Genomic DNA, 21,471 nt, shown 5'->3' with positions numbered 1-21,471 from the left:
TAGCCTGGCCAGCAGGTATCGCTCCCGAACCTGGCGACCCCAACCGTGAAGGGGCAACGCTGCCGCCGCCTGAGGAGAAAATTAGAAATGACCTTCGTCGTCACCGACAACTGCATCAAGTGCAAGTACACCGACTGCGTAGAAGTCTGTCCGGTGGACTGCTTTTACGAAGGCCCGAATTTCCTGGTGATTCACCCGGATGAGTGCATCGACTGCGCCCTGTGCGAACCGGAATGCCCGGCCGTCGCTATTTTCTCCGAGGACGAAGTTCCGGAAGAAATGCAGGAATTCATTCAACTCAACGTTGAGCTGGCTGAAATCTGGCCGAACATCACCGAGAAGAAAGAATCGCTCCCGGATGCCGAAGAGTGGGATGGCGTCAAAGGCAAGATCAAAGACCTCGAACGCTGATCTGTCTCGCGCTCGAGATAAAAGGCCCCTTGCGGGCCTTTTTGCTTTTCCGGGTTTTACTTTTTTGCGGGCAAAAAAAAGGGGCGGTATGACCCGCCCACATTTTTTCCCTATTCCCTGTATTCCTTTTCATCGTCCTGATGAATCGCGTCCTGCGATGTCCGTTCCCCTCTTCCTTGAAGGGCGTGTCTGTCCGTCGACACAACCCAGATACTAGAGAGTTCCCCGACAAGAGCAATTGGCGCAGTGGGCAAAAAATTGCTGTCATAAGCACTTCACATTAAAAAATAAATATATAAATCAACTAGTTAAATAACGATGCCGAAAGCGATCGACGTCTACCGTACTGTAAAAATAGTGAACACTTACGAAAGAGTAAGCCAAGGCTTACACCGCGAGACTACAAACGATGAAAATGCCAACCGTACGTCTGACAATGAAACAGGCTTGCGAGATGACCATTAAATCCGGGCCAACAAAAAACCCCGAACCAGTCGGGGCTTTTTGCGGGCGAGCGTTTGAAGCGCTTACTGGAACAGCGACTCGCTCGACAGGCCATTCTTCTCGAGGATTTCACGAAGGCGCTTGAGGCCTTCTACCTGGATCTGCCGCACCCGTTCCCGGGTCAGGCCGATCTCCAGGCCTACATCTTCCAGCGTGCTGCTCTCGTGACCACGCAGGCCGAAGCGGCGTACAACCACCTCGCGCTGCTTGTCGGTCAGCTCAGACAGCCATTGATCGATGCTCTGCGACAGGTCGTCATCCTGCAGCAGTTCACATGGATCGGTTGGACGATCATCGGTGAGGGTGTCCAGCAGGGTTTTATCCGAATCCGGACCCAGCGAGACGTCGACCGAAGAAACCCGTTCATTCAGGCCCAGCATGCGCTTGACCTCGCCCACCGGTTTTTCCAGCAGGTTGGCGATTTCTTCGGGTGAAGGTTCGTGGTCGAGCTTTTGCGTCAGCTCCCGTGCAGCCCGCAGGTACACGTTGAGCTCCTTGACCACATGGATCGGCAACCGGATGGTCCGGGTCTGATTCATGATCGCGCGCTCGATGGTCTGACGAATCCACCAGGTCGCGTAGGTCGAGAAGCGGAAGCCGCGCTCGGGATCGAACTTTTCCACCGCCCGGATCAGCCCGAGGTTGCCCTCTTCGATCAGATCCAGCAGCGACAGCCCCCGATTGACGTAACGCCGGGCGATTTTGACCACCAGCCGCAGGTTACTTTCAATCATGCGCTTGCGCCCGGCCGGATCGCCACTTTGCGACAGTCGCGCAAAATGAACTTCTTCCTCCGGGGAGAGCAATGGGGAAAAGCCGATTTCGTTGAGATACAACTGCGTGGCATCGAGTGCCCGCGTGTAGTCGATGTACTTATGTTGTTTAAGTGAAGCGGAGTGTTTGGATTTGGAACGAACGGAAGGTGGAGCAGCCCCTTCATCATTCGACATCGAAGATTCCGAATCGATGCCGGTCTCCATAAGGAGAACCTCATCGTCGATGTCAAACTCCGGCACTTCTTTACTGAGAGCCATTGTTATAGTCCTTTGGTGAGTTCGACCCCAAGCTCAAGCGACGCCTTTATCCTTGGCAGCGCTGGAGCCTGTCCCCTCTACGCGACGGAACAGGCTGGCTTACAAATCAACGTCTTGGCAGGAACTGCAACGGATCCACAGGTTTACCTTGGCGGCGAATCTCAAAATGCAGTTTCACCCGGTCTGTACCCGTTGACCCCATTTCGGCAATTGTCTGTCCGACCTTGACCTGCTGTCCCTCCCGAACCAACAGCCTGCGGTTATGTCCGTAGGCACTGACGTAGGTTTCGCTGTGTTTGATGATGACTAATTCGCCGTAGCCCCTTAAGCCACTCCCGGCGTATACCACCGTCCCATCAGACGCAGCTAAAACAGGCTGTCCCAAATCTCCGGCGATATCAATTCCTTTATTCAAACTACCGTTTGAAGAGAATTTTCCAATCAGAATGCCATTAGATGGCCATCCCCAGCCGGTCGGGGCCGGGCCTGCTGGAGGCAGTGGAGCAGGTGCTGGTTTGTTGGCGACGGACGGTACAGCCCCCGCAGAACCGGTAGTTGTGGTGGTTGTCGTGCCATTTGCCTGGCGCCTGATTACCGTGGTTTTACTCGACGAAGAAGGCGAAGAACTGCTGTTGCTCACCACCGCCGTCGGCGTTGAACCGGTACGGCCATCAAAGCGAATTGTCTGACCCGGATGGATCGTATACGGCGTAGGAATATTGTTCCGGGCAGCGAGGGCTTTGTAGTCCCAGCCGTAGCGAAACGCGATCGAAAACAGCGTATCGCCCGGACGGACTACATACTGGCCGGTCGTCACGGTAGGACGCTGGGCCACCGAACTGTTGCGATCGACCACCCGCACATTGCTCGATTTGGTGCTGGAGCAACCGACCAGCAAGGTGCTCAAGACAAGGCCAGTCACCAGGCGCTGAAAGCTCGTGTTACCCATACGCTGCGCAATGACTGTGAGACTCACCCGCCGCTCCCTTTGTGGTGGCTGAAAAATGTGAAATGCCGGATCTCGGCATGAGGTGTCGCCAGTATAACGGGCCGGATCGGCTTTACCTTTAATGAAGCGAAATCGCTTCGCGCACACGTTTGCAAGCTGACAATCTGCGCGTTTAAACCATCGCTGCCGAAGTAAGACCTGAGCGAACGAAAGGAATTCAGCGCCTGTAAACAAATGCTCAGGCCAGTGGCCCATTGAGCAAAGGCACGAAGCGAACGGCACCTAAAACATGTCGCGAGAAACCGTTTTCTTCTCGAACAATTAGCAGCAATTGCTGCACTTCGCCCGAGCCGACCGGAATCACCATGCGTCCGCCCGGAGCCAGTTGATCAAGCAAGGCTTGCGGGACATCCGTAGCCACGGCGGTGACGATAATGCCGTTATACGGCGCCAGCGCCGGCCAGCCTTCCCAGCCATCGCCCCAGCGAAACACCACGTTGCGCAGGTTCAGCTCGACCAGACGTTCCTTGGCGCGATCCTGCAACACCTTGATGCGCTCAACCGAGAACACCCGCTCGACCAGTTGTGACAACACGGCTGTCTGATAACCGGAACCGGTGCCGATCTCCAGCACTTTATCCAGTGGCCCGGCCTCCAGCAGCAGCTCGCTCATGCGCGCCACCATATAAGGCTGGGAAATAGTCTGGTTGTTGCCGATCGGCAGCGCCGTGTCTTCATAAGCGCGGTGTGCCAATGCTTCGTCAACGAACAGATGACGTGGCGTACGCCGGATCACTTCCAGCACCTTGGCGTTGGACACACCTTCTTCATACAGGCGCTGAATCAGGCGCTCGCGGGTACGCTGGGACGTCATGCCGATGCCGCTGCGCAGGCGGTCTTCGTGTTCGCGGGCCATCAGCGCAGTCCCTCCAGCCAGCCGTCGAGGCTTCTGAACGCATCGTTGAAGGTGCGATCAAGCTGCAACGGGGTGATGGAAACGTAACCCTGCATCACCGCATGAAAGTCGGTGCCCGGGCCGCCGTCTTCGGCGTCGCCAGCAGCGGCAATCCAGTAGCCGGCCTTGCCACGCGGATCGACCACTTTCATCGGTGCTGCCGCCCGAGCACGGTGGCCGAGGCGGGTCAACTGAATACCGCGAATATGGTCGATCGGCAAATTGGGAATGTTCACGTTGAGCACCGTGCGCGGCGGCAGATCCAGCCCGGCATGGGCTTCGACCAGTTTGCGCGCAAAGTAAGCCGCTGTCGGCAGATTATCCACCTGCCGTGAGACCAGCGAAAAAGCGAACGAAGGGCGCTCGAGGAAACGTCCCTCAAGGGCGGCCGCCACTGTCCCGGAATACAGCACGTCATCACCCAGATTGGCGCCGAGGTTGATCCCGGACACCACCATGTCTGCCTCACGCTCCAGCAGGCCGTTGAGGCCCAGGTGCACGCAGTCGGTCGGTGTGCCGTTGAGGCTGATAAAGCCGTTGGCCAGGTATTGCGGGTGCAGCGGACGGTCGAGCGTCAGCGAACTGCTGGCGCCGCTCTTGTCCTGCTCCGGGGCGATAACCACGCATTCGGTGTAATCCGCCAGCGCAGCATAAAGCGCGGCGAGACCGGGTGCGGTTACCCCATCGTCGTTAGAAATCAGAATACGCATGGGCTGTCCGTCTGCCCCACCGGCACCAGATCAACGAGTTCGCGCACCAATACGGTGGCGAAGCATCCGGCCGGGAGGACGAATTCCAGTTGCAGAATGTCAGGCTGGGGATAATGCCACGTCAACCCGCCAATGGGCAGTCGCAGGATACGACGTTCGTGGCTCATGCCAGCGTGAATCAACCAATCGCGCAACTCTGCTTCATCGGCGGCAATCCCCTGCTCCAGTTCATGGACAGCGCCTGCGGTCGGCGAGTCACCTTCGCCCCACTGCGGTCCGGTTGGATGCAGATCGAGAATCGCCAGGCGCGGATCGCTGCACTCGGCTTCACCGGCGGGAAAAAAACTGCGGCTGTCGGTGAAGGCGAGCAGATCGCCGACCTGGGCTTTTTGCCAGGTGCCATCGGCAACACGCGCCGCCAGCACTTTGTTGAACAGAAAGCTGCGCGCCGTCGACAGCAGACGCGAACGCACATTGCGCTGTTCCGGCAAGGCCTTGCGTGCCGCCCACGAACGGGCATCGACGACATTGCCGCCGTCATGGCCGAAACGCTGAGCGCCGAAATAATTGGGGATGCCTTGCTTGGCGATCAGTTGCAGACGCTGTTCAATCGCGTCTCTGTCGCCCGTGAACTGAGTCAGGCGCAAGGTAAAACCGTTGGCCGAATGCGCGCCACGTTGCAGCTTGCGCTTGTGGCGGGTGGTCTTGAGGATCTTCAGCGTGTCATTTTCCGCCGCTGACAGATCCGGATCGGCCTTGCCCGGCAATTGCACGCTGAACCACTGACGGGTCAACGCCTGACGATCCTTGAGGCCGGCATAGCTGACGGTGCGCAACGGCACACCAGCAGCCTTGGCGATACGCCGCGCGGCTTCTTCAGTGTTCAGACCACGCTTTTCCACCCAGATCCACAGGTGTTCACCGTCGCCGCTGAACGGAATGTCGAGGACTTCATCGACCTGAAAATCTTCAGCGATGGCTTTCAGTACCGCGCTGCCGAGAGGTTCCCCATAAGCACGCGGGCCGAGCAATTGCAGTTCATTCATGCGCGCAGCAACAAGGCAACGGAGTGCACGGCGATGCCTTCTTCGCGACCGACAAAGCCAAGCTTTTCGGTGGTGGTAGCTTTCACGTTCACTTGATCCAACTCAACTTGAAGATCCGCCGCGATCAGCGCGCGCATCGATTCGATATGCGGGGCCATTTTTGGTGCCTGGGCGACGATGGTGTTGTCGACGTTGCCGATTTTCCAACCTTTGGCGTGGATCAGCCCGACCACGTGACGCAGCAGCGCACGGCTGTCGGCGCCCTTGAATTGCGGGTCGGTGTCCGGGAAGTGTTTGCCGATATCACCCAGCGCCGCGGCGCCGAGCAAGGCATCGCTCAAGGCGTGCAGCAGGACGTCACCGTCGGAATGAGCGAGCAGCCCGAAGCTGTGTGCAATGCGCACGCCGCCCAGAGTAATGAAATCGCCTTCAGCGAAACGGTGCACATCATAGCCGTGGCCAATACGCATAAAAAAAACGCCCCGATTTTTGTCAGGGCGTGATTCTACCTGCATTAACCGCGTAGAGCGCGCGCGTGATGCTGCAAGTGGTCGTCTATGAAGCTTGAGATGAAGAAATAGCTGTGGTCGTAGCCCGGTTGCAGGCGCAGTTCCAGTGGGTGGCCCGCTTGTTTTGCCGCTTGTTGCAGGGCTTCCGGTTTGAGTTGGGTCGCGAGGAAGTCATCGCGATCACCCTGATCGACCAGCAGCGGCAGTTTTTCATCCGCCTCGGCAATCAATGCGCAGGCATCCCACTCCTTCCACTTCGAACGGTCTTCGCCCAGGAAACGGGAAAAGGCTTTTTGCCCCCATGGGCAATCCATCGGGTTGTTGATCGGCGAAAAAGCCGATACCGATTGGTAACGTCCCGGATTGCGCAACGCACAGACCAGCGCACCGTGACCGCCCATGGAGTGGCCACTGATGCTGCGTTTGTCGGACGCAGGGAAATGCGCTTCAACCAGTGAAGGCAATTCCTGCACGACATAGTCATGCATCCGATAGTGGCGCGACCAAGGCTCCTGCGTGGCATTCAGATAGAACCCGGCGCCGAGACCGAAATCCCAAGCGCCATCCGGATCGCCCGGTACATCCGGCCCGCGCGGGCTAGTGTCCGGCGCAACGATGATCAAGCCGAGTTCAGCGGCCATGCGCATCGCACCGGCCTTCTGCATGAAGTTTTCATCAGTGCAGGTCAGGCCGGACAGCCAATACAGCACAGGCAATTTACCGCCCTGCTCCGCCTGTGGTGGCAGGTACACGGCGAACACCATGTCGCAACCGAGTACGTCGGAGCGATGGCGATAACGCTTGTGCCAGCCACCAAAACTTTTCTGACAGGAGATGTTTTCCAGACTCATGGGGATTCTCCCAGCTGCAAGCGGCAAGCTTCGAGCGTCAAGAAAAGGCAAAAGCGCCTCTGCAGCTTGAAGCTTGTAACTTGGGGCTGCGTTTAGAAATGAATGACGGTACGGATGCTCTTGCCTTCGTGCATCAGGTCGAACGCCTTGTTGATGTCTTCCAGGCCCATGGTGTGGGTGATGAAAGTGTCCAGCGGGATCTCGCCGCTCTGCGCCATGTCGACGTAGCTTGGCAATTCGGTACGACCGCGCACGCCGCCGAATGCCGAACCGCGCCAGACGCGACCGGTGACCAACTGGAACGGACGGGTCGCGATTTCCTGGCCAGCACCGGCGACACCGATGATTACCGACTCGCCCCAACCTTTGTGGCAGCACTCAAGCGCGGCGCGCATCAGTTGCACGTTGCCGATGCATTCGAAGGAGAAGTCGACGCCGCCATCGGTCATGTCGACGATCACTTCCTGAATCGGACGATCGAAGTCTTTCGGGTTCACGCAGTCGGTGGCGCCGAGTTGCTTGGCGATCTCGAACTTGGCCGGGTTGATGTCGATGGCGATGATGCGCGCAGCCTTGGCTTTCACCGCGCCGATCACCGCAGACAGACCAATGCCGCCCAGACCGAAGATGGCCACGGTGTCACCCGGTTTGACCTTGGCGGTGTTAAGCACTGCACCGATGCCGGTGGTGACGCCACAGCCCAACAGGCAAACTTTTTCCAGTGGCGCGTCCTTGGAGATTTTGGCCACAGAGATTTCCGGCAACACGGTGTATTCCGAGAACGTCGACGTACCCATGTAGTGGAAAATCGTTTCGCCCTTGTAGGAAAAACGCGAAGTGCCGTCCGGCATCAAACCTTTGCCTTGGGTTGCGCGAATCGCCTGACACAGGTTGGTCTTGCCCGACTTGCAAAATTTGCACTGGCCACATTCCGGGGTGTACAGCGGAATGACGTGATCGCCCACGGCAACCGAGGTCACGCCCTCGCCGATCGCTTCTACGATCGCGCCGCCTTCGTGGCCGAGGATCGACGGGAAGATGCCTTCCGGGTCAGCACCGGACAGGGTGTAGGCATCGGTGTGGCAAACACCAGAAGCGACGACACGCAGGAGGACTTCACCGGCCTTGGGCATGGCGACATCGACTTCTACGATTTCCAGCGGCTTCTTGGCCTCGAAGGCTACGGCGGCGCGCGACTTGATCATGCTGACTCTCCAGTGGATCCATTGAAATAAAAAAGCAGACAAGGAGTGTAATACATGGCTTTACGATGAATAATCAGGACAAAAGCAAAACATTATTGCCATACAGGGATAATCCTGATGTCCGAAAATCGCTGGGAAGGCATCGACGAGTTCGTCGCCGTTGCCGAATGCAGCCAGTTCACCGCAGCGGCTGAACGCTTGGGGGTTTCTTCCTCCCACGTCAGTCGACAAATCGTACGGCTGGAAGAGCGATTGCAAACACGCCTGCTTTATCGCAGTACTCGCAGAGTGACACTGACCGAGGCCGGGCAGACCTTTCTGCAACATTGCCAACGCTTGCAGGACGGCCGCGAAGAAGCCTTGCGTGCGGTTGGCGACCTGACCAGCGAGCCGAAAGGCATGCTGCGCATGACCTGCGCAGTGGCTTACGGCGAGCGGTTTATCGTGCCGTTGGTAACGCGTTTCATGAGTCTTTATCCGCAACTGCGCATCGACATCGAATTGAGCAATCGCCAGCTCGATCTGGTGCATGAAGGGCTGGATCTGGCGATTCGTCTCGGTCGATTGCAGGATTCACGCTTGGTCGCCACGCGCTTGGCACCGCGTCGGATGTTTCTCTGTGCCTCACCGTCCTACGTTGAGCGGTACGGCCGCCCACACAGTCTGTCGGAATTGAGTCGGCACAATTGCCTGATCGGTAGTTCGGACATCTGGCAGCTTGAGCAAAACGGGCGGGAGTTTTCCCAGCGGGTGCAGGGGAACTGGCGCTGCAACAGTGGGCAAGCGGTGTTGGACGCGGCGCTTCAGGGGGTTGGGCTGTGCCAGTTGCCGGATTACTACGTGTTGGAGCATCTGCACAGTGGCGCGTTGATTTCGCTGTTGGAGGCGCATCAGCCGCCGAATACCGCGGTGTGGGCGCTGTATCCACAGCAACGGCACTTGTCGCCGAAGGTGCGCAAGTTGGTGGATTTTCTTAAGGAAGGGTTGGCTGAGCGGCCGGAATATAGAAGCTGAGTGATGGGTTGTTCGTGCGGCCGCCTTCGCGAGCAAGCTCGCTCCCACAGGGGATCGGCGGTGAATGCAAATTTGGGGTCAGGCGCAAGTCAAATGTGGGAGCGAGCTTGCTCGCGGAGGCGGCAGAATAGGCACCACAGCACTCAGCGGCGATTCGCCCAACGCTGCCGCAACCACTCCAGATCTTCTGGCCGGGTCACCTTGAGGTTATCCGCCCGCCCTTCAATCAGACGCGGCGCCAGCCCGGCCCATTCCATCGCCGAAGCCTCATCGGTGATCACCGCATCAGCGACCAAACTGTCCGCCAACGCCCGATGCAGCGCGCCAAGACGAAACATCTGCGGCGTGTACGCCTGCCAGATCACGCTGCGATCGACGGTTTCCACCACCCGACCGTGCTTGTCGACCCGCTTCAACGTGTCGCGCGCCGGCACCGCGAGCAAACCGCCCACCGGATCATCCGCCAGCTCATCAAGTAACTTGTCGAGATCTTCACGACTCAGATTCGGTCGCGCCGCATCATGCACCAGCACCCAATCCTCATCATCGGCACCCTGCGCATGCAAGTGCAGCAAGGCATTGAGCACCGAGCCAGAACGCTCGGCCCCGCCCTCAACTCGCTGAATTCGCGGATCGCTGGCGCAGGCCAGGTTCGGCCAATAAGGATCATCAACAGCAAGACTGACCACCAGCCCTTTGAGGCTCGGGTGATCAAGGAAACAGCCGAGGCTGTGTTCGAGAATTGTGCGCCCGCCCAGTTGCAGATATTGCTTGGGACGGTCCGCGGCCATTCGGGCACCGACGCCCGCGGCAGGAATCACGGCCCAGAAGGCCGGCAGGGAATTGATCATTGAGCCAACTGGTAAAGGGTTTCGCCGTCCTTGACCATGCCCAACTCGTGACGAGCCCGCTCTTCAACGGTCTCCATGCCCTTTTTCAATTCGCTGACTTCAGCGTCCATCACTCGGTTGCGCTCCAGCAAACCCTCGTTCTCGGCATGTTGATCAGCAATCTGCTGATTCAGCTCGGCGACCTGCGCCAGACTGCCATTGCCCACCCACAGGCGGTACTGCAGACCGGCCAGTAGCAAGAGCAAAACGAGAAACAACCAGTAAGGACTGCGCATCGAATATCAGGTATCCAGTGAAAAAAGACAGCCACGCCAAAACTTTGAAGCATCTGATAGCACGAAGCCTGGAAAGATCCAGGCTTGTGCTTTAAGGCATCAGATTAGTGGCAAATCCATCGCTGTCACGACTTTTTCGACACAATCCGGTGTCCTTCCATCGATTTGTACTTAGCCGCGGAACTCGCTGCGACCGTTGTACTTGGCCTTGCCGTTCAACTGCTCTTCGATACGCAGCAGTTGGTTGTACTTGGAAACGCGGTCGGAACGGCACAGCGAACCGGTCTTGATCTGGCCAGCCGAGGTGCCCACTGCCAGGTCGGCAATGGTCGAATCTTCGGTTTCGCCGGAACGGTGCGAAATCACTGCGGTGTAACCGGCAGCCTTGGCCATCTGGATGGCTTCCAGGGTTTCGGTCAGGGTGCCGATCTGGTTGAACTTGATCAGGATCGAGTTGGCGATGTTTTTATCGATGCCCTCTTTCAGGATCTTGGTGTTGGTGACGAACAGGTCGTCGCCCACCAGTTGAACCTTCTCGCCGATCTTGTCGGTGAGGATCTTCCAGCCAGCCCAGTCGGACTCGTCCAGACCGTCTTCGATCGAGATGATCGGGTAACGTTCGGTCAGACCTTTCAGGTAGTCGGCGAAACCTTCAGCGGTGAACACCTGGCCTTCGCCGGACAGGTTGTACTTGCCGTCTTCGTAGAATTCGCTGGCCGCGCAGTCCAGCGCCAGGGTCACGTCAGTGCCCAGCTTGTAACCGGCATTGGCCACAGCTTCCGAGATCACTTTCAGCGCGTCTTCGTTGGACGCCAGGTTCGGTGCGAAACCGCCTTCGTCGCCAACGGCAGTGCTCAGGCCACGGGCCTTCAACACGGCTTTCAAGTGATGGAAAATCTCGGTGCCCATGCGCAGACCTTCCGAGAACGACTTGGCGCCAACCGGCTGCACCATGAATTCCTGGATGTCGACGTTGTTATCGGCGTGCTCGCCACCGTTGATGATGTTCATCATCGGTACCGGCATCGAGTAAACACCCGGAGTGCCGTTGAGGTTGGCGATGTGTGCGTACAGCGGCAGGTCCTGATCCTGCGCAGCAGCCTTGGCCGCAGCCAGGGACACGGCGAGGATGGCGTTGGCGCCCAGGGTCGCTTTGTTTTCGGTACCGTCGAGCTTGATCATCGCGTGATCCAGCGCTTTCTGGTCGCTTGGGTCGGTGCCCAGCAGCAGATCGCGGATCGGACCGTTGATGTTGGCTACCGCTTTGAGCACGCCCTTGCCCAGGTAACGGCTCTTGTCGCCATCACGCAGCTCGAGCGCTTCACGCGAGCCAGTGGATGCACCGGACGGCGCGCAAGCGCTGCCGATGATGCCGTTGTCGAGAAGCACGTCCGCTTCCACGGTGGGATTGCCACGGGAGTCGAGAACTTCACGACCTTTGATGTCGACGATTTTTGCCATTGTTGTAAACACTCCAAAGTTGACGAAAACGACGCAGCTAGAGGAAATCTTTTTACCGTCGGCAAGGGGTGTGCAGCGGGCAGGCTTGCAGACGATAACGCTCATGCCCGAGGGCATGAGCGACAAATCGTGCGGTACTTTACCGGAGAATTGAGTGTTACGCGGTTTCTACCGTCGGAAAACTCTTCACCAGTTCGTCCAGAGCTTTGAGCTGGGCCAGAAATGGCTCCAGTTTGTCCAGACGCAAGGCGCAAGGGCCGTCGCATTTGGCATTGTCCGGATCCGGATGTGCTTCGAGGAACAGACCCGCCAGCGACTGGCTCATGCCCGCCTTGGCCAGATCCAGAACCTGTGCACGGCGACCGCCCGCGGAGTCGGCACGACCACCCGGCATTTGCAGCGCATGGGTCACGTCGAAGAATACCGGGTACTCGAACTGCTTCATGATGCCGAAGCCGAGCATGTCGACCACGAGGTTGTTGTAGCCGAAGCTCGAACCACGCTCGCAGAGGATCAATTGATCGTTACCCGCTTCCACGCACTTGTTCAGGATGTGTTTCATTTCCTGAGGCGCGAGGAACTGGGCTTTCTTGATATTGATGACTGCGTTGGTCTTGGCCATCGCGACGACCAGATCGGTCTGGCGCGACAGGAAGGCCGGCAGCTGAATGATGTCGCAGACCTCAGCGACGACCGCAGCCTGATCCGGCTCGTGGACGTCGGTGATGATCGGCACGCCAAAGGCTTGTTTGATGTCCTGGAAGATGCGCATGCCCTCTTCCAGGCCAGGACCACGATAGGAGGTCACAGAAGACCGGTTGGCCTTGTCGAAGCTGGCCTTGAACACGTAAGGGATACCGAGTTTTTCGGTGACCTTTACGTACTCTTCGCAAACCTGCATGGCCATGTCACGGCTTTCCAGCACGTTCATGCCGCCGAACAGCACCATGGGTTTGTCGTTGGCAATCTCGATGTCGCCGACGCGGATGATCTTCTGTGCCATCGGGGTTACGCCTTCTTCTGGTGTTGAGCCAACGCTGCTTTGACAAAACCGCTGAACAGCGGATGGCCATCACGTGGTGTCGAGGTGAACTCAGGGTGAAACTGGCAAGCGACGAACCATGGGTGATCGGCCGCTTCAACCACTTCAACCAGCGCCGCATCAGCGGAGCGACCGGAGATTTTCAGGCCGGCTTCGATCAGCTGTGGCAGCAGATTGTTGTTCACTTCATAACGGTGACGGTGACGCTCGACAATCACGTCCTTGCCGTAGCAGTCGTGCACCTTGGAACCGGCTTCCAGCAGGCAGTCCTGAGCGCCGAGGCGCATGGTGCCGCCCAGATCGGACGATTCGGTACGCACTTCAACGGCACCGGTAGCGTCTTCCCATTCGGTGATCAGACCGACAACCGGGTGGCCGCTGGCACGATCGAACTCGGTGGAGTTGGCGTCTTTCCAGCCCATCACATTACGGGCGAACTCGATGACCGCCACTTGCATACCGAGGCAGATACCCAGGTACGGAACCTTGTTTTCGCGAGCGTACTGAACGGCAGTGATCTTGCCTTCCACGCCGCGCAGACCGAAGCCGCCCGGTACGAGGATCGCGTCGACACCTTCGAGCAGCGCAGTGCCCTGGTTTTCGATGTCTTCGGAATCGATGTAACGCAGATTGACCTTGGTGCGGTTGCTGATGCCGGCGTGACTCATCGCTTCGATCAGCGACTTGTAGGCGTCCAGCAGCTCCATGTACTTGCCGACCATGGCGATGGTCACTTCGTGTTCCGGGTTCAGCTTGGCGTCAACCACCGCGTCCCACTCGGACAGATCGGCGCTGCCGCATTGCAGACCGAAACGCTCAACGACGAAATCGTCCAGACCCTGCGAGTGCAGGATGCCCGGGATCTTGTAGATGGTATCGGCGTCTTCCAGTGCGATCACCGCACGTTCTTCAACGTTGGTGAACTGGGCGATCTTGCGACGCGACGAGATGTCGATCGGGTGATCGGAACGGCACACCAGCACGTCTGGCTGCAGGCCGATCGAACGCAGCTCTTTTACCGAGTGCTGGGTTGGCTTGGTTTTGGTCTCGCCGGCGGTGGCGATGTACGGCACCAAAGTCAGGTGCATCAGCATCGCGCGCTTGGCGCCGACTTCGAAACGCAGCTGGCGGATGGCTTCGAGGAACGGTTGCGACTCGATGTCACCGACGGTGCCACCGATTTCGACCATGGCCACGTCAGCGTCACCGGCACCCTTGATGATGCGGCGCTTGATTTCGTCGGTGATGTGCGGGATCACCTGAATGGTTGCACCCAGGTAGTCACCACGGCGCTCTTTGCGCAGCACGTGCTCGTAGACACGGCCGGTGGTGAAGTTGTTGTTCTGGGTCATGGTCGTGCGGATGAACCGCTCGTAGTGACCCAGGTCCAGGTCGGTCTCGGCGCCGTCGTGGGTGACGAACACTTCACCGTGCTGGAACGGACTCATGGTGCCCGGATCGACGTTGATGTACGGATCCAGCTTCAGCATGGTGACCTTAAGCCCCCGCGCCTCCAGGATAGCCGCCAATGAAGCCGAGGCAATGCCTTTCCCCAATGAAGAAACAACACCGCCCGTGACGAATATGTAGCGCGTCATGAAAAACCCTAGAAGTCTGCGTTAAAGCGGTACGAGCCGCCGGGGAAAGCGAAGGAAGGCCGAAGCCCCCGATCACCTGCATTAATCACAGTGCACCTTTCAAAAAAACCGCCGCGTTGGGACAGACCGGCAGATGAATCACCGGTACGTTGCTCGCTACACATTTTTTGGAATCGCCCAGCAAAGACTGCTTGGTAATCGGCAACTCCTGCAATTCAGGCGAATCCACAGAAGTTGTATCAAGAAGGGAGCGTAGTCTACCGGAATGCTCCTTTCAGCTCAAACCTTGATCTTCGTCTGTTGGCTGCCAATGCAATTTCCAGCCGTGCTGCAAATGGCCATCAAGTCCCGACAGGTTCGCCACCGCGAGCAATTCATCGCCGCGAAACAGCAGCGGCAATCTGCCACGGACGAAACCCGGCACCGCGCGTTCATTGAGCAGGCGTTTGAGATCACGGTGACCGCGATCGGCTACATGCATCACTTCGCCGCCCTGACGATAGGCTATGCGCAACGGCCCGCAAGGAGTCTGCCCGCTGAACATGACGCGTCCGTTATCGGCCAAGCGTAGCGCTGACGCCGGGCTCTGCCACTCGCAGCCGATCACTGGCGTACGCAGCCAGTCACCGCTGAGCCACCACAGACGACCGGCACTGCGGTGCAACTCGCCATCGGCCAGACGCCAGACCGGTGACGCATCAGGAGCGGCATCGCACAGATCCGTCCAACCCGACCAATGGTCGGTGTCAGGCAGGCGCGTCAGCGGTTCGAGCCAGTGACTGAGGGCGTTTCGCTGGCGGGGGGCAGACAACACCGCCAGCGGCGCCAACTCCAGCGACGGTAATCCCAGCCATTCGAAATCATGAGAGGTGGCGGCCTGCGCCAGATCGATCTGCGCCAACTCATCCAGCAACCCTTGGGCTTCACGCAGATGCGCGGCACTGCGAGCCATGCTTGTCTGCGCTTGCGGCCAGCGCTCGCTCAGCAACGGCATGACCTGATGCCGCAGGTAATTGCGCGAGAACTGCCGATCTTGATTCGACGGGTCTTCGATCCAGCTTAATTGATGAGCTTGCGCATACGCTTCGAGTTCGGCCCGGGAAACATCGAGCAATGGGCGAATCAGCGTTCCCTGCCCCACCGGACGCTGTCGCGGCATCGCGGATAATCCGCGCACACCGGCACCGCGCAGCAGCCGGAACAACAGCGTTTCCGCTTGATCATCGCGATGCTGACCTGTCAGCAGTAAGTCATCAGCTTGCGTCAACGAGCTGAACACGGCGTAGCGCGCATCCCGCGCTGCGCGCTCCAGACTTGCACCCGGTTGCACCTTCACACGTTCGATCAGCAACGGAACACCCAGCGCATCGCACACGGACTGGCAATGCTGTGGCCACGCGTCAGCCGCAACCTGGAGGCCGTGGTGAATATGAATAGCGCTGAGTGGAGGGAGGGATTCGGATTTTGCGAGATGGGCGAGCAGATGCAGCAGAACAGTGGAGTCGAGACCACCGGAGAAGGCGATACGCCAATGAGTGGCGTTGCGCCAAGGCTCAAGGTTGCGCAGAAGCCGGGAAGGCAAATCAATCATGGACTGGACCATATGTTTCTCTCTGCCCCAAACAAATGTGGGAGCGAGCCTGCTCGCGAAGACGGTTTAACATTCAACACATTTGTCGACTGTTATACCGCTTTCGCGAGCAGGCTCGCTCCCACATGGGTATTGCGTGCGACTTAGAGACCGTAGCTCATCAGTCGATCATAACGACGCTTCAACAGCGCTTCGTTATCGAACTTCTTCAGCATCGCCAGTTGCGAGCTCAGCTCTGCACGGATCGATGCAGCCGCAGCAGCCGGATCACGGTGTGCGCCGCCCAGAGGCTCGCCAATCACCTTGTCGACAATGCCCAGGCCTTTCAGACGCTCGGCGGTGATGCCCATCGCTTCAGCGGCATCCGGGGCCTTTTCTGCGGTTTTCCACAGAATCGAAGCGCAACCTTCCGGCGAGATCACCGCGTAGGTCGAGTATTGCAGCATGTTCAACTGATCGCAGACGCCAATGGCCAGTGCACCACCGGAACCGCCTTCACCAATTACGGTGGCGATGATCGGAGTTTTCAGACGCGACATCACACGCAGGTTCCAGGCGATCGCTTCGCTCTGGTTGCGCTCTTCAGCGTCGATGCCAGGGTAGGCACCCGGGGTGTCGATGAAGGTCAGAATCGGCATTTTGAAACGCTCGGCCATCTCCATCAGACGGCACGCCTTGCGGTAGCCTTCCGGACGCGGCATGCCGAAGTTGCGGCGAACTTTCTCGCGCACTTCGCGACCTTTCTGGTGACCGATGATCATCACCGGCTGGTCTTCCAGACGGGCGATGCCGCCAACGATTGCCGCGTCGTCAGAGAAGTGACGGTCGCCGTGCAGTTCGTCGAACTCGGTGAAGATGTGCTGGATGTAGTCCAGGGTATACGGGCGTTTCGGGTGACGCGCCAGGCGTGCGATCTGCCAGCTGGTCAGCTTGCCGAAGATGTCTTCGGTCAGCGTTTTGCTCTTGTCCTGCAGGCGGGAGATCTCATCGCCGATATTCAGCGAATTGTCATTACCGACCAAGCGCAACTCTTCGATCTTGGCTTGCAGGTCGGCGATCGGCTGTTCGAAATCTAGAAAATTCGGGTTCATAGGCGTCCGTCTTGGGTCGTGTCCCAAATGAGCTTGGGCCGGCCGGTTGTCTATTCGCGCCCTACCTTAAGGGAGAGGCGCGCTGAGGTCGAGATTAAAAATTCAGGTTGCGGGCAAGCGCAATGATGGCACCTGCCGGTCAACGGTATTGGAGGAAGACGTTGTCTCGCCCGAACTGGTCACGCAGAGCCTGAATCAAGGCATCCGCCGGATCAATTCGCCAAGTCTCGCCGAACTGCAGCAAGGTCTTCGCATCCGGGCTGGTGTACTCCATGGTGATCGGGCACGCGCCGCGATGACGCTTGAGCAAATCCCCCAACCAGCGTAGCTGATCGCCTTTCAGATCCTGGGTTTGCAGCTTCAGGCGCAGGCTCTCGGCCAGATTGGTGCGCGCATCTTCCATGCTCATCACGCGCTTGACCCGCAGGCGCAGGCCGCCGGAGAAGTCGTCGTTGCTGACTTCGCCTTCGACCACCACCATCGCGTCGGTCTGCAACAACGATTGCGCAGAATGGAACGCATCGGCAAACAGCGACGCCTCGATCCGCCCCGAGCGGTCGTCGAGGGTGATAAAGCCCATCTTGTCGCCCTTCTTGTTCTTCATCACGCGCAGGGCAATGATCATTCCGGCCACGGTCTGCGTGTCACGCGCCGGTTTCAGGTCGATGATGCGCTGACGAGCGAAGCGACGGATTTCGCCTTCGTATTCGTCGATCGGGTGACCGGTCAGATACAGGCCCAAGGTGTCTTTTTCACCCTTGAGACGTTCCTTGAGGGTCAGCTCCTTGGCCTTGCGATGGGACGCATAAACGTCGGCGTCCTCTTCGACAAACAGGCCGCCAAACAGGTCGGCGTGGCCAGAATCGTGGGTACGCGCGGTCTGTTCCGCGGCCTTGATCGCCTCTTCCATCGCCGCCAGCAATACCGAGCGGTTGCGGTCGATATTGGCCTGATAAGCCTTTTGTTCGTCGTGGAAGTACGGGCCCAGACGATCCAGTGCGCCGCTGCGGATCAGACCGTCCAGCGTACGCTTGTTGATGCGCTTGAGATCGACCCGCGCGCAGAAGTCGAACAGATCCTTGAACGGACCTTCCTGACGCGCCTCGGTGATCGCTTCCACCGGACCTTCACCAACGCCTTTGATCGCGCCGAGGCCGTAGACGATGCGGCCGTCGTCGTTCACCGTGAACTTGAACTCCGAAGTGTTCACGTCCGGCGCGTCGAGGCGCAGCTTCATCGTGCGCACTTCCTCGATCAAGGTCACGACCTTGTCGGTGTTGTGCATGTCCGCCGACAGTACCGCGGCCATGAACGGCGCTGGGTAGTGCGCTTTCAGCCACGCCGTCTGGTACGACACCAGGCCGTAGGCGGCGGAGTGGGATTTGTTGAAGCCGTAACCGGCGAATTTTTCTACCAGGTCAAAGATGTTACCGGCGAGGTCGGCGTCGATGTTGTTGGTCGCGCAACCTTCAATGAAACCGCCGCGCTGCTTGGCCATTTCCTCAGGCTTTTTCTTACCCATGGCACGACGGAGCATGTCCGCGCCGCCGAGGGTGTAACCCGCCATGACCTGAGCAATCTGCATCACCTGTTCCTGATACAGGATGATGCCGTATGTCGGCGCCAGAACCGGCTTCAAACCTTCGTACTGATAATCCGAGTGCGGGTACGCCAGTTCGGCGCGACCGTGCTTACGGTTGATGAAGTCGTCCACCATGCCGGACTGCAGCGGGCCCGGACGGAACAGGGCCACCAGTGCGATCAAGTCTTCCAGGCAGTCGGGCTTGAGCTTTTTGATCAGCTCTTTCATGCCGCGGGATTCAAGCTGGAACACTGCGGTGGTTTCAGCTTTTTGCAACAACGAGTACGTCGGTTTGTCGTCCAGCGGGATAAACGCGATATCCAGCGGCGGCTCGTTGACCTTGGCGCGGTCGCGGTTAATCGTTTTCAGCGCCCAGTCGATGATCGTCAGGGTACGCAGACCGAGGAAGTCGAACTTCACCAGACCCGCGGCCTCAACGTCGTCCTTGTCGAACTGGGTTACCAGGCCGTCACCGGCCTCGTCGCAATAGATCGGCGAGAAGTCCGTCAGTTTGGTCGGGGCGATTACCACACCACCGGCGTGTTTACCGACGTTACGAACGACGCCTTCGAGCTTGCGCGCCATCTCCCAGATTTCTGCCGCTTCTTCATCGACCTTGATGAAGTCACGCAGGATTTCTTCCTGCTCGTAGGCTTTTTCCAGGGTCATGCCGACTTCGAACGGAATCATCTTCGACAGACGATCCGCCAGACCGTAGGACTTGCCCTGCACCCGCGCCACGTCGCGCACCACCGCTTTTGCGGCCATCGAACCGAAGGTGATGATCTGACTTACCGCGTTGCGACCGTATTTTTCGGCCACGTAGTCGATCACCCGGTCACGACCGTCCATGCAGAAGTCAACGTCGAAGTCGGGCATCGAAACCCGTTCCGGGTTAAGGAAACGTTCGAACAGCAGGTCGTATTCCAGCGGGTCGAGGTCAGTGATCTTCTGTACATAAGCCACCAACGAACCGGCACCCGACCCCCGGCCAGGACCTACCGGTACGCCGTTGTTCTTGGCCCACTGGATAAAGTCCATAACGATCAGGAAGTAACCGGGGAAACCCATCTGGATGATGATATCCAGCTCGAAATTCAAGCGATCAACGTAGACCTGACGCTTAGCTTCGTAGTCTTCGGTGGTGTCCTTGGGCAGCAGCACCGACAGACGCTCTTCGAGACCGTCGAAGGACACTTTGCGGAAATATTCATCGATGGTCATGCCATCGGGGATCGGGAAGTTGGGCAAAAAGTGCGTGCCCAGCTTCACTTCGATGTTGCAGCGTTTGGCAATCTCGACGGTGTTTTCAATCGCGTCAGGAATATCGCTGAACAGCTCGATCATTTCCTCGGCGCTTTTCAGGTATTGCTGATCGCTGTAATTCTTCGAACGCCGCGGATCGTCGAGGGCGCGGCCCTCACCAATGCACACGCGGGTTTCGTGGGCGGCAAAGTCTTCCTGCTTGATGAAGCGCACATCGTTGGTCGCTACCAGCGGCGCGCCGAGCTTGTCGGCGAGGGCGACGGCGCCGTGCAGTTGTTCTTCATCGTTGGGGCGATTGGTGCGCTGGATTTCCAGATAGAAACGATCCGGGAACACCGTCATCCATTCGCGCGCCAGGGCTTCGGCTTCTGCCGGATTGCCGCCGATCATGGCCATGCCGATCTCGCCTTCTTTGGCGGCGGACAGCATGATCAGGCCTTCGTTGGCTTCGGCGACCCACTCGCGTTCGACAATGATCATGCCGTTGCGCTGGCCTTCGATGAAGCCGCGCGAAATCAACTCGGTGAGGTTGCGATAGCCCTTGGCGTTCATCACCAACAGGCTGAGTCGGCTCAGCGGTGCATCCGGGTCTTTGTTCGACAGCCACAGGTCGGCGCCGCAGATCGGCTTGATGCCGGCGCCCATGGTGTTTTTATAGAATTTGACCAGGGAACACATGTTGTTCTGGTCGGTGACCGCCACCGCCGGCATGTTCATGGCGGTCAGCGCCTTGACCAGCGGCTTGATCCGCACCAGCCCGTCGACCAGCGAGTATTCAGTGTGCAGGCGTAGATGAACGAATGAAGCCGGCATAGTGATCCTGTCCAGTTACATAGAGACAACAAGGCCCGGATTGTACCGGGCCTCGAACAAAACATCAGCCTTGCGACTAAACCTGCGTCAGGCCTTCCAGCGCTTCATAAGCCTGACGCACCGGGGCGAACGAGCGCCGGTGAATCGGCGTCGGGCCGAGACGCACCAACGCTTCCAGATGAACGGGCGTCGGGTAGCCTTTGTGGCCACCGATGCCGTAACCCGGGTAGATCAATTCGAATGCAGCCATTTCACGGTCGCGGCTGACCTTGGCCAGAATCGACGCGGCAGCGATCGCCGGCACCTTGCCGTCGCCCTGCACCACCGCTTCGGCGCGCATCGGCAATTGCGGGCAACGGTTGCCGTCGATCATCGCCAGTTTCGGCTGAATGTGCAGGCCGGCCACTGCGCGCTGCATGGCCAGCATGGTCGCGTGGAGAATGTTCAGCTCGTCGATTTCTTCGACTTCGGCGCGAGCGATGCACCAGCTCAGGGACTTCTCGATGATTTCGTCGTAGAGCTTTTCGCGCTTGGCTTCGGTGAGTTTCTTCGAATCGTTGAGACCGAGAATCGGCCGGTTCGGATCGAGGATCACAGCTGCCGTTACCACCGCACCGCACAAAGGGCCACGACCGACCTCATCGACACCGGCGACCAGTTCTTCGACTTCGGCGACCAGAGTGAAATCGAGGCCCATCTGCATACTTGTCTTG

At 58.5% G+C, this 21,471-nt stretch carries 19 protein-coding genes; 2 read left to right on the top strand and 17 right to left on the bottom strand.

All coding sequences use genetic code 11. The features are described from left to right. The first annotated feature begins 87 nt into the window (after window positions 1–87). Window positions 88–411: a ferredoxin FdxA gene (gene fdxA / locus ACZZ0G_RS17930; RefSeq protein ID WP_007908827.1), complete on the top strand. Its 324-nt coding sequence runs from the start codon at window positions 88–90 to the stop codon at window positions 409–411. 527 nt (window positions 412–938) lie between these two features. Here fdxA and rpoS read toward each other — a convergent pair. The 8 genes from rpoS to ACZZ0G_RS17890 form a co-directional block, all read right to left on the bottom strand. Then, window positions 939–1,949 (bottom strand): RNA polymerase sigma factor RpoS, encoded by a 1,011-nt coding sequence (gene rpoS / locus ACZZ0G_RS17925; RefSeq protein ID WP_038357938.1) that lies wholly within the window; start codon window positions 1,947–1,949, stop codon window positions 939–941. A gap of 106 nt (window positions 1,950–2,055) precedes the next feature. Then, window positions 2,056–2,925 carry a peptidoglycan DD-metalloendopeptidase family protein gene (locus ACZZ0G_RS17920; RefSeq protein ID WP_463557004.1) on the bottom strand — a complete coding sequence of 290 codons (870 nt, stop codon included), beginning with the start codon at window positions 2,923–2,925 and terminating at the stop codon, window positions 2,056–2,058. 211 nt (window positions 2,926–3,136) lie between these two features. Further along, the gene (locus tag ACZZ0G_RS17915; RefSeq protein ID WP_171057346.1) at window positions 3,137–3,772 is read right to left on the bottom strand and encodes a protein-L-isoaspartate(D-aspartate) O-methyltransferase; all 636 of its coding nucleotides are present in this window, start codon (window positions 3,770–3,772) and stop codon (window positions 3,137–3,139) included. Window positions 3,773–3,813: 41 nt separating this feature from the next. Beyond that, window positions 3,814–4,563, bottom strand: coding sequence for a 5'/3'-nucleotidase SurE (gene surE, locus ACZZ0G_RS17910; RefSeq protein WP_007908831.1), 750 nt, complete (start codon window positions 4,561–4,563; stop codon window positions 3,814–3,816). Beyond that, window positions 4,551–5,609, bottom strand: coding sequence for a tRNA pseudouridine(13) synthase TruD (gene truD / locus ACZZ0G_RS17905; RefSeq protein WP_463557003.1), 1,059 nt, complete (start codon window positions 5,607–5,609; stop codon window positions 4,551–4,553). The genes surE and truD overlap by 13 nt, the downstream gene beginning before the upstream one ends. Beyond that, on the bottom strand, window positions 5,606–6,079 hold the full coding sequence (ispF, locus tag ACZZ0G_RS17900; protein ID WP_463557002.1) for a 2-C-methyl-D-erythritol 2,4-cyclodiphosphate synthase: 474 nt from the start codon (window positions 6,077–6,079) through the stop codon (window positions 5,606–5,608). Before ispF ends, truD begins: the two co-directional genes overlap by 4 nt. A gap of 44 nt (window positions 6,080–6,123) precedes the next feature. Further along, the gene (fghA, locus tag ACZZ0G_RS17895) at window positions 6,124–6,975 is read right to left on the bottom strand and encodes an S-formylglutathione hydrolase (protein WP_463558867.1); all 852 of its coding nucleotides are present in this window, start codon (window positions 6,973–6,975) and stop codon (window positions 6,124–6,126) included. Between the two features lie 86 nt (window positions 6,976–7,061). Beyond that, a complete protein-coding gene (locus ACZZ0G_RS17890) occupies window positions 7,062–8,174 on the bottom strand; it encodes an S-(hydroxymethyl)glutathione dehydrogenase/class III alcohol dehydrogenase (protein ID WP_007908835.1) in 1,113 nt (370 codons plus the stop codon). Between the two features lie 117 nt (window positions 8,175–8,291). On the opposite strand from ACZZ0G_RS17890, the gene ACZZ0G_RS17885 reads away from it, so the two are divergent. Further along, window positions 8,292–9,188: a LysR family transcriptional regulator gene (locus ACZZ0G_RS17885; protein WP_463557001.1), complete on the top strand. Its 897-nt coding sequence runs from the start codon at window positions 8,292–8,294 to the stop codon at window positions 9,186–9,188. 143 nt (window positions 9,189–9,331) lie between these two features. On the opposite strand, the gene ispD is transcribed toward ACZZ0G_RS17885, so the two are convergent. The 9 genes from ispD to rnhB form a co-directional block, all read right to left on the bottom strand. After that, window positions 9,332–10,039: a 2-C-methyl-D-erythritol 4-phosphate cytidylyltransferase gene (gene ispD, locus ACZZ0G_RS17880; protein WP_463557000.1), complete on the bottom strand. Its 708-nt coding sequence runs from the start codon at window positions 10,037–10,039 to the stop codon at window positions 9,332–9,334. Continuing rightward, window positions 10,036–10,314, bottom strand: coding sequence for a cell division protein FtsB (gene ftsB, locus ACZZ0G_RS17875; protein WP_007908838.1), 279 nt, complete (start codon window positions 10,312–10,314; stop codon window positions 10,036–10,038). Before ftsB ends, ispD begins: the two co-directional genes overlap by 4 nt. 171 nt (window positions 10,315–10,485) lie before the next feature. Further along, entirely contained in the window at window positions 10,486–11,775 is a 1,290-nt protein-coding gene (gene eno / locus ACZZ0G_RS17870) for a phosphopyruvate hydratase (RefSeq protein ID WP_007908839.1), read from the bottom strand. 157 nt (window positions 11,776–11,932) lie between these two features. Beyond that, window positions 11,933–12,778, bottom strand: a complete 846-nt coding sequence (kdsA, locus tag ACZZ0G_RS17865) for a 3-deoxy-8-phosphooctulonate synthase (RefSeq protein WP_016985082.1) — start codon at window positions 12,776–12,778, stop codon at window positions 11,933–11,935. A gap of 5 nt (window positions 12,779–12,783) precedes the next feature. Beyond that, on the bottom strand, window positions 12,784–14,415 hold the full coding sequence (locus tag ACZZ0G_RS17860) for a CTP synthase (RefSeq protein WP_093436570.1): 1,632 nt from the start codon (window positions 14,413–14,415) through the stop codon (window positions 12,784–12,786). Window positions 14,416–14,689: 274 nt separating this feature from the next. Then, entirely contained in the window at window positions 14,690–16,018 is a 1,329-nt protein-coding gene (gene tilS, locus ACZZ0G_RS17855) for a tRNA lysidine(34) synthetase TilS (protein WP_463556999.1), read from the bottom strand. 131 nt (window positions 16,019–16,149) lie between these two features. Continuing rightward, a complete protein-coding gene (locus ACZZ0G_RS17850; protein WP_158960639.1) occupies window positions 16,150–17,097 on the bottom strand; it encodes an acetyl-CoA carboxylase carboxyltransferase subunit alpha in 948 nt (315 codons plus the stop codon). 139 nt (window positions 17,098–17,236) lie between these two features. Further along, the gene (gene dnaE, locus ACZZ0G_RS17845) at window positions 17,237–20,758 is read right to left on the bottom strand and encodes a DNA polymerase III subunit alpha (protein WP_463556998.1); all 3,522 of its coding nucleotides are present in this window, start codon (window positions 20,756–20,758) and stop codon (window positions 17,237–17,239) included. A 76-nt stretch (window positions 20,759–20,834) separates the two neighbouring features. Continuing rightward, a complete protein-coding gene (gene rnhB / locus ACZZ0G_RS17840; protein WP_007908845.1) occupies window positions 20,835–21,461 on the bottom strand; it encodes a ribonuclease HII in 627 nt (208 codons plus the stop codon). Window positions 21,462–21,471 lie beyond the last annotated feature (10 nt).

It is taken from the genome of Pseudomonas sp. AC169, from assembly GCF_979258515.1.
Note: the sequence above shows the minus strand (reverse complement) of the source record. Positions and strands in the feature narration are given on the sequence as shown.